The sequence below is a fragment of the Beijerinckia sp. 28-YEA-48 genome, assembly GCF_900104955.1.
GTDB lineage: Bacteria > Pseudomonadota > Alphaproteobacteria > Rhizobiales > Beijerinckiaceae > Terripilifer.
Genome location: NZ_FNSI01000001.1, coordinates 5,530,875 through 5,545,095, shown reverse-complemented (window position 1 = coordinate 5,545,095; position 14,221 = coordinate 5,530,875). Strand labels below are relative to the sequence as shown.

At 61.4% G+C, this 14,221-nt stretch carries 12 protein-coding genes; 5 read left to right on the top strand and 7 right to left on the bottom strand.

Annotation, left to right across the window (positions count from 1 at the left end):
• Positions 1 to 27: 27 nt before the first annotated feature.
• The 3 genes from BLW50_RS26050 (at position 28) to BLW50_RS26040 (ending at position 5,371) form a co-directional block, all read left to right on the top strand.
• On the top strand, positions 28 to 1,023 hold the full coding sequence (locus BLW50_RS26050; RefSeq protein WP_244544397.1) for a formylglycine-generating enzyme family protein: 996 nt from the start codon (positions 28 to 30) through the stop codon (positions 1,021 to 1,023).
• Positions 1,007 to 3,391, top strand: a complete 2,385-nt coding sequence (locus BLW50_RS26045) for an arylsulfatase (protein ID WP_170850357.1) — start codon at positions 1,007 to 1,009, stop codon at positions 3,389 to 3,391. The genes BLW50_RS26050 and BLW50_RS26045 overlap by 17 nt, the downstream gene beginning before the upstream one ends.
• A 1,002-nt stretch (positions 3,392 to 4,393) precedes the next feature.
• Positions 4,394 to 5,371 (top strand): Bug family tripartite tricarboxylate transporter substrate binding protein, encoded by a 978-nt coding sequence (locus tag BLW50_RS26040; RefSeq protein ID WP_170850356.1) that lies wholly within the window; start codon positions 4,394 to 4,396, stop codon positions 5,369 to 5,371.
• A 160-nt stretch (positions 5,372 to 5,531) separates the two neighbouring features.
• Here the strand turns inward: BLW50_RS26040 and gpt are convergent, their stop codons facing one another.
• From gpt to BLW50_RS26005, 7 genes are all read right to left on the bottom strand, one after another.
• Positions 5,532 to 6,023, bottom strand: coding sequence for a xanthine phosphoribosyltransferase (gene gpt, locus BLW50_RS26035; protein ID WP_090707736.1), 492 nt, complete (start codon positions 6,021 to 6,023; stop codon positions 5,532 to 5,534).
• Between the two features lie 13 nt (positions 6,024 to 6,036).
• Positions 6,037 to 6,792 carry a competence/damage-inducible protein A gene (locus tag BLW50_RS26030; protein ID WP_090709731.1) on the bottom strand — a complete coding sequence of 252 codons (756 nt, stop codon included), beginning with the start codon at positions 6,790 to 6,792 and terminating at the stop codon, positions 6,037 to 6,039.
• A gap of 156 nt (positions 6,793 to 6,948) precedes the next feature.
• A complete protein-coding gene (locus tag BLW50_RS26025; protein WP_090709729.1) occupies positions 6,949 to 7,887 on the bottom strand; it encodes an AAA family ATPase in 939 nt (312 codons plus the stop codon).
• A gap of 127 nt (positions 7,888 to 8,014) precedes the next feature.
• Positions 8,015 to 8,818, bottom strand: a complete 804-nt coding sequence (locus BLW50_RS26020; protein WP_090707735.1) for an FAD binding domain-containing protein — start codon at positions 8,816 to 8,818, stop codon at positions 8,015 to 8,017.
• 56 nt (positions 8,819 to 8,874) lie between these two features.
• Positions 8,875 to 11,253, bottom strand: coding sequence for a xanthine dehydrogenase family protein molybdopterin-binding subunit (locus BLW50_RS26015; RefSeq protein WP_090707734.1), 2,379 nt, complete (start codon positions 11,251 to 11,253; stop codon positions 8,875 to 8,877).
• Between the two features lie 119 nt (positions 11,254 to 11,372).
• Complete coding sequence (locus tag BLW50_RS26010; RefSeq protein WP_090707733.1) at positions 11,373 to 11,843, bottom strand: (2Fe-2S)-binding protein; 471 nt, start codon at positions 11,841 to 11,843, stop codon at positions 11,373 to 11,375.
• Positions 11,844 to 11,987: 144 nt separating this feature from the next.
• Positions 11,988 to 12,440 carry a CoxG family protein gene (locus BLW50_RS26005; RefSeq protein ID WP_090707732.1) on the bottom strand — a complete coding sequence of 151 codons (453 nt, stop codon included), beginning with the start codon at positions 12,438 to 12,440 and terminating at the stop codon, positions 11,988 to 11,990.
• A 191-nt stretch (positions 12,441 to 12,631) separates the two neighbouring features.
• Here BLW50_RS26005 and pcaD point away from each other — a divergent pair, with 191 nt between their 5' ends.
• Together pcaD and BLW50_RS25995 are read left to right on the top strand one after the other, a co-directional pair.
• Positions 12,632 to 13,825: a 3-oxoadipate enol-lactonase gene (pcaD, locus tag BLW50_RS30925; RefSeq protein ID WP_210186133.1), complete on the top strand. Its 1,194-nt coding sequence runs from the start codon at positions 12,632 to 12,634 to the stop codon at positions 13,823 to 13,825.
• On the top strand, positions 13,825 to 14,205 hold the full coding sequence (locus BLW50_RS25995) for a carboxymuconolactone decarboxylase family protein (protein WP_090707731.1): 381 nt from the start codon (positions 13,825 to 13,827) through the stop codon (positions 14,203 to 14,205). Before pcaD ends, BLW50_RS25995 begins: the two co-directional genes overlap by 1 nt.
• Positions 14,206 to 14,221: the final 16 nt, after the last annotated feature.

Here is a 14,221-nt window from a genome sequence, read left to right as displayed (position 1 = left end):
GCTCACCATCGCGATGCGCGGCGGGGGATGATCATGAACTCCGAAACGGCTCAGGCGGATTTACCCTCGCGGCATGCGCGCGACGGCATGATTTTCGTGGGCGCCGGCACTTTCTGGATGGGGTCGGACCACCACTATCCCGAAGAGAAGCCCGCTCACCGCGTGCGTGTCGACGGGTTCTTCATGGACCAAACGCCGGTGACGAATGCTGAATTTGCCGAGTTCGTGGCGGCGACCGGATATCGCACCTTTGCTGAATCCGCGCCCGATCCGCGTGACTATCCCGGCATCCTGCAGGAGATGCTGTATGCGGGGTCGCTGGTCTTTCGAAAGCCGGTTGGGCGGGTCGATCTCAGCGACTGGACGCAGTGGTGGTCGTTTCTCAAGGGCGCCAACTGGCGTCAGCCCTATGGTCCCCATAGCAGTATCGAGGGGCTTCACGATCACCCCGTCGTCCACATCTCCCATCACGACGCGCTGGCCTACGCACGCTGGAAGGGCAAGGACCTGCCCACCGAAGCCGAGTGGGAGTTCGCCGCCAGAGGTGGCCTCGACCAGGCCGAGTATGCCTGGGGATCGGAACTGGCTCCCGGCGGCCGGCACATGGCCAACACCTGGCAAGGGCCATTCCCGACGGTCAACCACAAGCATGATGGATACACCCGGACCTCCCCCGTGAAGGCTTTTCCGCCCAATGGCTACGGGCTCTACGACATGATCGGAAATGTCTGGGAATGGACATCTGATTGGTTCGCCGCAAAGCACGAAGCGGACGCGACGAAAGCCTGTTGCATCCCCAAAAACCCGCGCGGGGGGCTTGAGACCGCCAGCTACGACCCGTGCCTCCCCCAAATCAAAATTCCGCGGAAGGTCCTGAAGGGCGGATCGCATCTGTGCGCTCCGAACTACTGCCGCCGCTACCGACCTGCAGCGCGACATGCGGAAGCGATCGATACGTCGACGAGCCATGTCGGGTTCAGATGCGTTATTCGAAACGGAGAACCGAATGAAACGACCTCTTAGTCACCCATTCCGAGCACGCTGGTTGGGCGTAAGCACGACGCTCCTGATGTTGGGATCACCCGTGGCAGCCCAGGACTCGCTGCCGTTTCCGCCCAAGCCCTCAGGGAGCAAGGCTGGACCGACGATCGCGGAATCGACCTACAGCCCCCTGCCGGTGAAGTCGCATCTGCCCGCCAATGCGCCCAACATCGTCATCATCATGCTCGATGACGTCGGACCGGCGTTGCCGAGCACGTTCGGCGGCGTGATCGATACGCGTACGTTGAGCCGCGTTGCCGGGGACGGTGTCACGTATAACCGCTTCCACAATGCCGCGATGTGCTCACCCACCCGCGCGGCGCTGCTGACCGGGCGCAATCATCATCGCGTCGGCTATGGCCAGATCGCCGAACTGGCGAACGACTGGGATGGCTACTCCGGCCGGATCCCGCGCACGTCGGCGACCGCAGCGAAGGTCCTTGGCTATTATGGCTACGCGACGAGCGCCTTCGGAAAATGGCACAACACGCCGGCCAACGAGACCACGGCCGTCGGCCCCTACACGAACTGGCCGGCGGGTCAGGGGATCGGCTTCGACTATTTCTACGGCTTCCTTGCGGGAGAATCCTCGCAATGGGAGCCTGCGGTCGTCGAAAACACAGTCCGGGTGAATCCGTCCGAAGGGAAGAAGGAATATCACTTCACCGAAGACATGACCGATAAGGCCGTCTCATGGATGAAGCAGGTCCACGCACTGACGCCGGACCGGCCCTTCTTCATGTATTGGGCCCCTGGCGCCTCCCATGGTCCGCATCACATCTTCAAGGAATGGGCGGACAAGTATAAGGGCAAGTTCGACGAAGGCTGGGACGTCATGCGCGAACGCGTCTTCGCCCGTCAGAAAGAACTCGGCTGGATCCCGAAAGACACCGAGCTGACGCCGCGACCGAAGACACTTGCCGCATGGGCCGATATCCCCGAGGACGAAAAACCGTTCCAGCGTCGGCTCATGGAAGTGTTCGCCGGATACACCGAACATGCTGATGCGCAGGCCGGCCGGTTGATCGATGCCCTGGACGAGCTCGGCATCCGCGACAACACGCTCGTTTTCTATATCTGGGGCGATAACGGCTCGAGTGCGGAAGGCCAGAACGGCACGATCAGCGAGCTCTTGGCGCAGAATGGCATTCCTTCCGAGATCAAAGATCACATTCGCACCCTGAACGAGCTCGGCGGTCTGGATGTGCTTGGATCGCCCAAGGTGGACAACATGTACCATGCCGGCTGGGCGTGGGCTGGCTCTACGCCATACCGGTCAACGAAGCTGATTGCCGCGCATTTTGGTGGCACGCGCACGCCGCTTGCGGTGTCCTGGCCCAGCAAGATCAAGGCGGACAAGACGCCGCGTCCGCAATTCCATCACGTCAACGATATCGTGCCGACGATCTACGACATTCTGCACATCACGCCGCCGAAGCTCGTCGACGGCGTCAGCCAGGATCAGCTCGACGGCACCAGCATGACCTATTCCTTCGCGTCCCCGACAGCACCGGAACACAAGAAGGAGCAGTATTTCGAGGTCATGGGCAGTCGCGCCTACTACAAGGACGGCTGGATCGCTTCGGCATTCGGGCCAAGAGCGCCCTGGCAAGCAGGCGTCGATCCTTCGATCATGAAATGGACGCCGAAGAACGATGTTTGGGAGCTCTATGATCTCAAGAAGGACTTCTCGCAGGCGAGAGACATCGCCGCGGCCAATCCCGGCAGGCTTGACGAGTTGAAGAACGCGTTCGACGTGAGTGCGAAAGCCAACAAAGTCGATCCGGTTGGCGGGGGCTTATGGTCCGCGATCTTCCATCCGGAAGACGCTCCGTCTAATCCCGCCAAGACGTTCTCCTACACGCAGGAGGTCGTTGGCGTCCCCGAGTTCACCGCACCGCGGCTCGGATCACGCAGCAGCCTTGTCACCATCGATGCGGATTTGCAGCCCGACTCGAAGGGCGTGCTCTACGCGATCGGCGCCATCTCAGGCGGTGTCGCTTTGTGGGTCGAGAACGGAAAGCTCAACTACGAGTACAATCTGTTCGAGATCGAACGGACGCAGCTGGAAACGTCCGCCCCACTCCCGACCGGGAAGGTCAAGATCGAGGTTGAAACACGCAAGGCTAGCGGCGTCCGTCCCGCGCCCCTCGACATCGTCATCCGCGTGAACGGCCAAGAGGTCAGCAAGGGGCGTGTCCCACGCTCAACGGCGCTGACCTTCACCGCCAACGACGCCTTTGACGTCGGCCGGGACAGCTACTCCCCCGTCTCACTTGCGTATTTCGACCGTAAGCCCTTCACCTTCAATGGCACGATCCGGCATCTCAAGGTCGACTATCTGGACTGACCGCCGACCAGTTGGAGGCGGCGAGCACGACTTTCGCCGCCTCTTTCTGGGCAATGCCAAGCATCAACGTCTAGCTGCGACGACATGATGTAGTGCTAGATGCTGACAGCGCCGTCGCTATCAACGCACAGATACTGATGAAACCGACGCTTGCCCACCACCTTTGGGGGAAAAGCAAAAGACAGGCTCTATGGCCGAAACTTCGGTGACTGCCTTCCACGAAAAATCCACACGCCTCGGCCACCATGAACGAACGCAAGAGTGTTGGTAGTCGCTTAGCTCCAGCCCCGCGGTCATCTAAAATTTAAGCCAGTGAAAAGTGGTGCGGACGACGGGACTCGAACCCGTACTCTCATAGAGAAGCAGATTTTCTTACCACTTCGGCTTTCACCGCCGTCTGATGACGTTCGTGGTCTGGACTGTCCCTTCGCCATGGCCCGAAGGCTTTAGGCGCCGCCCGTCCAGTCTCTACACCTTCCCTCAGGAGAGGGCTTGGCTCGGGATTGGCTTGAGGCATTCGCCCGTTAGCGTTCCCCGACTTTGAGCGGTTCTACTCCGCAGATTTCCCTGCGGGCACTCCAATTAAAAGTCTGCTGCGTCTACCGATTTCGCCACGTCCGCATTCTATTGTCGATTCTAGCGATAGCTCTCTGCACCTATGCTGCACCTAGCTATCTTCACCTCTCCACTTCGAACTCCACTAAGCACCACAAATAACAAGCACTTCTTGCTCCGCGGACTTGTCACGCAAAATGGTTTTAAGTCCCTTGCGTCTACCAATTTCGCCACGTCCGCGCGCCGCAACGCTTATCGCCGATGGCACGGCAGGGCAAGACTGCGAAGGCAAGACTGGGAGAGCAGGACTGGGAGAGCAAGACTGCGAAAGCAAGGCGGCGAGGACACGGCGGCTCCGGTTGTGTCCCCAGAACCGCGCTGCTAGCTTTTCCCTCCGTCAGCCGTTGCCGCGCGTCGTTGCGCGCGGGCGGACTGCGAGGAACGACCGTGCCGATCAAGCCTTTTCTCGCCTTCCTGTGCCTCGCCGTAGCCGCCTTCCAGCCCGCCTCGGCCCAAACCTGGCCGACCCGGCCGATCACCATGATCGTGCCCTTTGGCGCCGGCGGCAGCGCTGATGTCGTCGGCCGCCTCATTGGCCAAAAGCTCAGCGAAAAGCTCGGCCAGACCATCTTGATCGAGAATGTCTCAGGCGCCGGCGGCCTCATCGGCACCCAGCGCGCGGCGCGTGCCGAGCCGGACGGCTATACGATCCTCATCGGCGTCGAGAGCACGATGGCGATCGCCAAACTGATCCAGCCAAACGTCGTACAATATGACGGATTGAACGATTTCCAGCCGATCGCTCTCATCGGCACCTCACCCATCGCCGTCCTGGCGCGCAAGGATTTTCCCGCTTCCACCACCGACGAGCTCCTGAAACTGCTGCGGGCCAATCCGAGCAAATACAGTTTTGCCACCTCGGGCGTCGGTTCCTCGCTGCATCTGGCCGGCGAGTTGATCAGCCTTGAAGGCAAGGCGCCGATGACGCACCTGCCCTATCGGGTCGGAAGCCAGGTCATCACCGATCTGGCCGCCGGCCATATCGATCTCGCCGTCCTGACATTGGTCACGGCGCTGCCGCCCCTGCGCTCGGGCCAGATCAAGGCGTTCGGCATCGCCAGCAAGGACGTGTCGCCGCTGGCGCCGGAGCTGAAGCCCATGGCCGATGATCCCGACTTGAAGAAGGTCGATGTTTCAACCTGGTTCGGCCTGTTCGCGCCAGCGCGAACCGATCCCGCCATCGTCGAGCGCCTCAACCGCGAAACCAACAGCCTGCTGGCCGATCCAGCGATGCGCGCACGCCTCGCCGACCTCAGCGTTCAAGCGGTGAGTGGCGATACACCGGCTGCGTTCAAAAGTTTTCTGGCCAGCGAGATCGAGAAATACGGGGCGATCGTCAAAGCCGCCAATATCAAGCTTGAATGACGTGGCGGCATGACGGGACCCACCGTCATTGCCAGCGAAGCAATCCAGGCGTCAAAGGCTGGAGCCATAGACGAAAAGGACTGCACCACAGGCATTTCTTGATGTTCTACCACATGCCCTTAGATTGCTTCGTCGCTATGCTCTTCGCAATGACGGAAATCTAAGCTCCGACCTTGTTGATCGGCGGCTGGAAGGCCAGGCCCGTGTCCCAGGGGAAGAAGATCCAGGTGTCCTGCGATACTTCGGTGATGAAGGTATCGATCACCGGCCGGCCCAACGGCTTGGCATAGACGGTGGCAAAATGCGCCTTCGGCAGCATGTCGCGCACCAGTTTGGCGGTGGCGCCGGTGTCGACCAGATCGTCGACCACCAGCACGCCTTTGCCTTCGCCATCACCGACAACGTCCTTGGCGATCGACTTGATCACCTGCAGCGAGCCCTGCTTGTTCTCTTGCGAATAGCTCGCGATGCAAACCGTCTCGATCAAGCGGATGTTCAATTCGCGCGCCACGATGGCTGCTGGCACCAACCCACCACGGGTGACGCAGACGATCGCGTCGAAGGGGCCAGCATCGTTCAGCCGCCACGCGAGGGCCCGCGCGTCGCGATGAAATTGATCCCAGGAAACAGGAAAGGCTCTTTGTTCGCTCATCGTCACTATCCGTCTAAACGCCGCGCGCGGCGATCAATTGTTCAATCATCACCCGCACGGCGGCAACCGCTTCGGCCAAAATCGCCGGATCCTTGCTGCGCACGACAATCTGGTTGCTGAAGCCGCCACCCGACGTATTGAAATGCGGATAGGAGCCGATGGAGGTCTGCGGAAACAGCTTCTGGATCTCGCCCAACGCCGCGCCATAAGCGCCTTCGGGCAGGCCAGCTTCCAGCGTCTCCGACAGCATTTTCGCACCGGTCTGCAAGGTCGGCCCGACGACATCGAGCATCGCCTGCATGATGCGCGGCACGCCCGCCATCACAAATACATTGTCGACGCGGAAGCCAGGCGCGGCGGAGACCGCATTGACGATCAATTCGGCCCCTTGAGGAACACGGCACATGCGCAGACGCGCCTCGTTGAGATCTTCGCGCTTCAGCCGCGTCAGCAGCAAGTCGACGGCGCGCGGATCGACATCAATCGGCACACCGAAGGCCTTGGCGACACTGTCGGCCGTGATGTCATCATGGGTCGGGCCGATCCCGCCGGTGGTGAAGAGATAGGTATACCGCTTGCGCAGGGCGTTGACCGCGGCGACGATCTCATCCTCTTCGTCCGGCACGACCCGAACTTCCTTCAGGTCGACACCGATGAGGGTCATGTAATCGGCGATATAGCCGATATTGGCATCCTTGGTCCGACCGGACAGGATTTCGTCGCCGATGACGAGAATGGCGGCGGTGATGGTTTTTGGCGCTACGGGCATTTGGTTCTCCGCCAAGGTTTTAGGAAGCCGGAAGCGCTCCTGGCAAGCGGAAATGGCGCCCAACCGACCAAAGTTCGGCGCCGGCTGCCCCATGTCCACAAGGTTGCGCCGCTCGGCAAGCCCGCGCGTGCTTAAGCATGACTGTGAAAAGCGCGCCTAAACACGCATTTCCGTGCGCATATCGGACAGAAGCTGCTCGGTTTGGCTGCCCATTTTCTCGATATCGTCCTGGTATTTCAGCAGCACGCCCAGGGTATCGGTCACCACCTTCGGGTCGAGCGCCATCGTGTCGAGTTCCGACAAAGCGCTCGCCCAGTCGAGGGTCTCGGCGACGCCCGGCTGTTTGAACAGGTCTTGCTTGCGCAGATGCTGCACGAAGCCGACGATTTCCTTGGTCAGTTTCGCTGGCGCATGCGGCACTTTCGAGCGCACGATTTTCAGCTCGCGCTCCGCATCGGGATAACCGACCCAGTGATACAGGCAGCGCCGCTTCAGCGCGTCATGGATTTCGCGCGTGCGGTTGGAGGTGATGATGACGATCGGCGGCGCTTCCGCCTTCACCGTGCCGAGCTCGGGAATGGTGATCTGAAAGTCCGACAGCACTTCCAGAAGGAAAGCCTCGAAGGCTTCATCGGTGCGGTCGAGTTCGTCGATGAGCAACACCGGCGGCCCCTCTGGCGTGGGTTCCAGCGCCTGCAACAGCGGCCGCTTGACCAGATAGCGCTCGGAAAACACATCGCTCTCGAGCCGCGTCCGGTCGGTCTCCCCAGCGGCCTCCGCCAAGCGGATCGCCATCATCTGCGCCGCGTAATTCCACTCATAGACCGCCGAGGAAATGTCGAGCCCTTCATAGCACTGCAAGCGGATCAACCGCCGGCCGAGCGATGACGCCAGCACTTTGGCGATCTCGGTCTTGCCGACGCCGGCCTCGCCTTCCAGAAACAGCGGCCGCCCCATTTTCAACGACAGAAACAGCACCGTCGCCAGCGACCGGTCGGCCACATAATCAGCCTCGGTGAGGAGCGCGAGCGTGTCGTCGATGGAGGTGGGAAGCTGGCGCGGGTCGCGCGTGGGAGTTTTCGCTGATTTGGCCATGGTGTTCTGACGGAAGCGCCGCAAGACACGGCGAGACAATGGGCTTTCGGAAAATGCCAATGGCCGGGACAGGCCCGGCCATCACACGTGCTGTAATCTAACGCCCGGCGGGCGCTTGATCCATCCCTTATTTCGCATTCGCCTTGGTGACGGCGCGCCGCGCCATGACGCCAATCAGATGGGCGCGATAGGTCGCATCCGCATGAATGTCGGAATTGAGGCCCTCGGCCGTGGCGTTCACGCCTTCCAGCGACTTCACATGGAACTTAGCCGTCAGCGCTGCCTCGAAATTGGACGGGCGGAACACGCCGTTCGAGCCCGCGCCCGTCACCGCCACGCGAACGTCCTTGCCCTTCTTGGCGACGAAGACGCCGACGATGGCGTAGCGCGAAGCCGGATTGCGGAACTTCTCATAAGCCGCCTTGTTGGGGATCGGGAACGAGATCTTGGTGAGCAGCTCGCCCTCTTCCAGCGCCGTCTCGAACAGACCGGTGAAGAATTCATCCGCCGGAATTTTGCGCTTGTTGGTGATGATCGTCGCGCCCAGCGCCAAGCAGGCCGAAGGATAATCCGCCGCCGGATCGTTGTTGGCGACCGAGCCGCCCATGGTGCCGCGATTGCGCACCGCCGGATCGCCGATCATGCCGGCGAGATCAGCCAATGCCGGGATCTTTTCCTTGACCAGTTCCGAGGTCGCCACATCGACGTGGCGCGTCATCGCGCCGATGACCAGATTGCGGCCCTTCATCTCGATGCCCTTCAGATCGGGGGCGCCCGACAGGTCGATCAGCGCGGCCGGCGAGGCCAGGCGCTGCTTCATGGTCGGCAGCAAGGTCTGACCGCCGGCGAGGAATTTGGCGTCATCGGCTTTGGCGACGAGATTGACCGCCTTGCGACCGGTTTCAGCCCGGCTGTAGTTGAATGCGTACATAGATCATCTCCCTTGAAGGGTGGGCCGGCCTTGCGGCATGGCGTGTTTCGGGCGGCCTATTGTGCTGCCTTTCGGGTAATCGATTTCTGCGCCAGCCGCCAGACCACCTGCGGGGTCGCCGGCATGGCTACGTTTTCAGTACCGAGCGCATCGGTGATGGCGTTGATGAGCGCCGGCGGTGCGGCAATCGCGCCCGCCTCGCCACAGCCCTTGATGCCCAGCGGATTGGACGGGCACGGCGTCTGCGTCATGCCAACCTGATAGGATGGCAGATCGTCGGCGCGCGGCATGCAATAATCCATGAAGCTCGCGGTGACGAGCTGCCCCTTGGCATCATAGATCGCGCCCTCGCACATCGCCTGGCCGATGCCCTGGGCGATGCCGCCATGCACCTGCCCCTCGACGATCATCGGATTGATGACATTGCCGAAGTCATCGACCGCGCTCCAGCGCTCGATATGGGTCACGCCGGTCTCCGGATCGATCTCGACCTCGCAGATATGTACGCCGGCCGGGAAGGTAAAGTTGGTCGGATCCCAGAAGGCGCCTTCCTTCAGGCCCGGCTCCAAATCCTGGCCGTTGAATTTATGCGCGATATAGGCTTGCAGGGCGACGGCGCCGAAATCCATCGACTTATCGGTGCCGCGCACGGTGAACTTGCCGTCCTTGAACTCGATGTCCTTGTCGGAAGCTTCCATGCAGAAGCCAGCGACTTTCTTGGCCTTCGCTTCGATCTTTTCGAGCGCTTTGACGATGGCGCTCATGCCGACGGCGCCGGAGCGCGAGCCATAGGTGCCCATGCCCATCTGCACCTTGTCGGTATCGCCATGGACGATCGACACCGCATCGATCGGAATGCCGAGCCGATCCGAGACCAGTTGCGCGAAAGTGGTCTCGTGGCCCTGGCCATGGGAATGGGAACCGGTGAGGACTTCAACGGTGCCGATTGGATTGACGCGCACCTCGGCTGATTCCCAGAGGCCCACACCAGCGCCGAGCGATCCGACAGCGGCTGACGGCGCGATGCCGCAAGCCTCGATATAAGCGGAAATGCCGATGCCGCGCAGCTTGCCTTGGCGTTCGGACTCTGCCTTGCGCTTGCCGATGTTCTTATAGTCGGACATCTCCAACGCCTTCTGCAACGAAGCGTCGTAGTTGCCCGCGTCATAAGCCATGATCACCGGCGTCTGATGCGGAAATTTGGTGATGAAATTCTTCTGGCGGAATTTCGCCGGATCGATGCCGGTTTCCCGCGCCGCGACTTCGACCAGCCGCTCGACCACGAAGGTCGCTTCCGGGCGGCCGGCGCCACGATAGGCATCGACCGGCGCCGTATTGGTGTAGATGCCGTCGACCTCAGCATAGATCGCCGGAATATCGTATTGGCCCGACAGCAGCGGCGCGTAGAGATAGGTCGGCACCGACGAGGAGAAGGTCGAGAGATAAGCGCCGAGATTGGCCAGCGTGTGGACGCGCAGGCCAGTGATGCGGCCATTCTCGTCGATCGCGAGTTCCGCATGGGTGACGTGATCGCGGCCATGGGCATCGCAGAGGAAGGCCTCGGTGCGATCGCAGGTCCATTTCACCGGCCGGCCGACTTTCTTGGCCGCCCAGACGCAGACCACCTCTTCCGCATAGATGAAAATCTTCGAGCCGAAACCGCCGCCCACGTCCGGCGCGATGACCCGCAGCTTGTTTTCCGGCGCGACGCCGATGAAGGCCGAGATAACGAGCCGCGCCACATGCGGATTCTGGCTCGTCGTGTAGAGCGTGAAGGATTCCGTGCCCGGTTCATAATCGCCCACGGCGGCGCGCGTTTCCATTGGATTGGGCACGAGCCGGTTGTTGACGATATCGAGCTTGGTGACGTGTTTGGCCTTGGCGAAGGCAGCATCCGTCGCCGCCTTGTCGCCGAGATGCCAATTGTAGACCGTGTTGTTGGCGGCGACGTCGTGGATGACAGGCGCGCCTTTCTTGGTGGCCGCGCCCATATCGACGACCGCCGGCAGCACGTCGTAATCGACCTCGACCTTTTCGGCGGCATCCCGGGCTTCCGCCAGGGTCTCGGCGATGACCACGGCAACATGGTCGCCGACATAGCGCACCTTGCCCTGGGCCAAGGCCGGATGGAGGCCGGCTTTCATCGGCGAACCATCCTTGGAATGGATCATCCAACCGCAGATCAGACCGCCGACCTTGTCGGCGGCGATGTCGTCGCCGGTCAGAATGGCGAGGACGCCCGGCATTTTCGCCGCCGCCTTGCTGTCGACCTTGCGGATGTTCGCATGCGCGTGCGGCGAGCGCACGAAAAAGGCGTAGCTCTGCCCCTGCCGGTTGACGTCGTCGGTATACTGACCGCGACCGGTGATGAAACGCAGGTCCTCCTTGCGGCGGACGGAGGCTCCGATACCCGTTGCACCTGTCGTTGCACTCATGGCTGGCTCCCGGAAACGAACTGCTGATGCCCAGCCGGGGACGGCATATCCTGCCCCGGCTGATCGCTCCGCGGATCGGCGCGTTGCGCGCGCCGGTCCGAAGTCCCTCCTGGCCGTTCTTACTTGGCCATCGCCTCCGCACCGGCGGCTACCGCCTTGACGATGTTATGGTAGCCCGTGCAGCGGCAGATATTGCCTTCGAGCTCGTGGCGGATCGTCTGCTCGTCGAGCGTGTTACCCTTGCGGTGCACGATATCGACCGCCGTCATGATCATGCCCGGCGTACAGAAACCACATTGCAGGCCGTGATTTTCGCGGAACGCTTCCTGCATCGGATGCAGCTTGCCGTCGTGAGCCAGGCCCTCGATCGTCGTCACCGTGGCGCCTTCCAAAGACAAAGCCAGCGAGGTGCAGGACTTGATCGCCGATCCGTTGACGTGAACGACGCAGCAGCCGCACTGGCTGGTGTCGCAGCCGACATGGGTGCCGGTGAGGCGCAGGGTTTCACGCAGGAACTGCACCAGCAGCGTGCGGGAATCGACGTTGCCGGACACAGCCTTGCCGTTCACCGTCATGGAAACCTTTGGCATACCTTCCTCCTGAAAAACACGAACCCGCGGCACGCAGGGGTGGGGGCGCGACACCCGCGCGCCCCTGATATTACGAATAATTCCAAATACTCTGTTCCGTCAGCCCGTCGCGGTCAAGACGACCGATAAACGGACGAAACCGGCTCAGCCGCGGCCCACGACCTCGGCGAATTTGGCGAAAAAGGAATCAGCGTTCTTTTTGGCGACGCCATCGATCAGGCGGCCGCCGAGCTGGGCGAGCTTGCCGCCCACGTTGGCTTCCACGTCATAGGCCAGGACCGTACCGCCGCCCGGCGCATCGGTCAGGGCCACGCGGGCGCCGCCCTTGGCGAAACCGGCGACGCCGCCTTCGCCCTGGCCGCTGATCTTATAGCCGTTCGGCGGGTCGAGATCGGTCAATTCCACGTTGCCCTTGAAGGTGGCGCTGACGGGGCCGACTTTGATTTTGGCGGTGGCAGAAAACGACGTGTCGCTGGTCTTCTCAAGGGCCTGGCAGCCCGGAATGCATTCCTTCAACACGACCGGATCGTTCAGCTTTTCCCAGACACTCTGCTTGCTCGCGGGAAGGGTGACCTCCCCTTTCATCGTCATCGCCATCGTGTTGTCCTCGCTTCGGCAGCGGTTTATCCCGCGGACCGGACCGGAAAGTCCAGCTGTTTCCCCCGGCGGGTCTATCAGTTTTAGCGGCCTTATCAATAGTTGCGCCCGGCGTTCAGGGACGCTATGCCGGCATAACAACCGATAACAGAAGCGATTTTTGACGCCACGGCAGAACAGGGGCTCGACAAATGGCGCGGATGCAGGTCGGGACAGGGGAGTTCAACGTCGTCGTTGAAGGCGCGGACGGCGCCCCTGCCGTTTTGATGTCGAATTCCCTCGGCACTAATTTACAGATGTGGGATGATCAGATGGATGCGCTGAAACAGCGTTTCCGCGTCATCCGCTACGATTCGCGCGGCCACGGCCAGAGTGTCGCCGACGAGGGCCCCTATACCCTTGAGCAGCTGGCCCGCGACGCCCTGGCGATCCTTGACGCGCTGCACATCAAGAAGGCCCATTACATCGGTCTGTCGATGGGCGGTATGGTCGGCATGTGGCTCCTGACCCACGCCCGCGAGCGGATCGGCCGCGCCGTGCTCGCCAATACGGGCGCCCATCTCGGCGGGCCGGACGTGTGGAATACCCGTATCCGCACCGCAAAATCGGAAGGGCTCGCAGCCCTCACCGCTGCGACGATGGACCGCTGGTTCACCCGCGAATTCCAGGAACGTTCCCCCCAGGCCGTCGAACGCATCGCCCAGATGTTCCGCACGACGCCACCCCAGGGCTATGCTGGCTGCGCCGCCGCCATCCGCGACATGGATCAACGCGAAAGCATTCGCACCATCACCAATCCGGTGCTGGTGATCGTCGGCACCCACGATCCCGCCACCCCGCCAACCATGGGTGGGCTGATTGCCGATCACATCAAAGGCGCGCGCCTCGCCGCTCTCGAAGCGGCCCATCTGTCGAATATCGAGGCCTCGAACAGTTTCAACCGCGCCATCCTGTCCTTCCTGAGCGCCCCCGAGAACAAACCAGCGCCTTCATCAGCAGCCCCCGCGCCGGCTTCTGCTGAGAAAACCGCCATGGCGAAGAGGCCGGCAGTGAAGAAACCGGCCAAAGACAGCGATAAGGGCCAGGAAAAGAACAAAGAAAAGAGCAAGGACCAAGGTAAGCCGAAGTCCCCTAGCAAGCCCGCCGAGGCCGCGAAGACAGCCACAGCCAAAAACTCCGTCAAGAAGGCCGCTAAAAAACCGGCAAAGAAAACGGCTCAGAAAGCAGCCAAGAAAGTAGCGAAGAAGACTGCAAAAAAAGCGGTCAAGAAAACGCCCTTGAAAGCTGGACGCAAGGCAGCGGCGAAAAAGACATTGCCCAAAAAGAATGCGAAAAAGGCAGCCAAGAAGGCTGCCAAGAAAAAAGCGGGGCGGAAATCGCGTTAATGGATGACAAGGAACGGTTTGAAAAAGGCATGCAGGTACGGCGCGCCGTTCTCGGCGACGCCTATGTCGATGCCGCGACAGCCCGCACCGACGAATTCACCCGTGAATTTCAGGATTATATCGTTCGCACCGCCTGGGGCGACCCTTGGCAGCGGCCCGGACTTGACCACAAGATGCGGTCTGTGGTCGTGCTCAGTGTCACGCTTTCGCTTGGCCACTGGGACGAGTTTCGCCTTCACCTCCGAGGCGCTATCAATAACGGCCTGACCAAGGACGAGATCAAGGAAATCCTGATGCACTGCGCAGCCTATGCCGGAATCCCCGCCGCCAACCACGCATTCCGTGAGGCGCAGCAGGTCTTCAAGGAGTTAGGCCTCTAGCAGTCGCGTCGCAGAG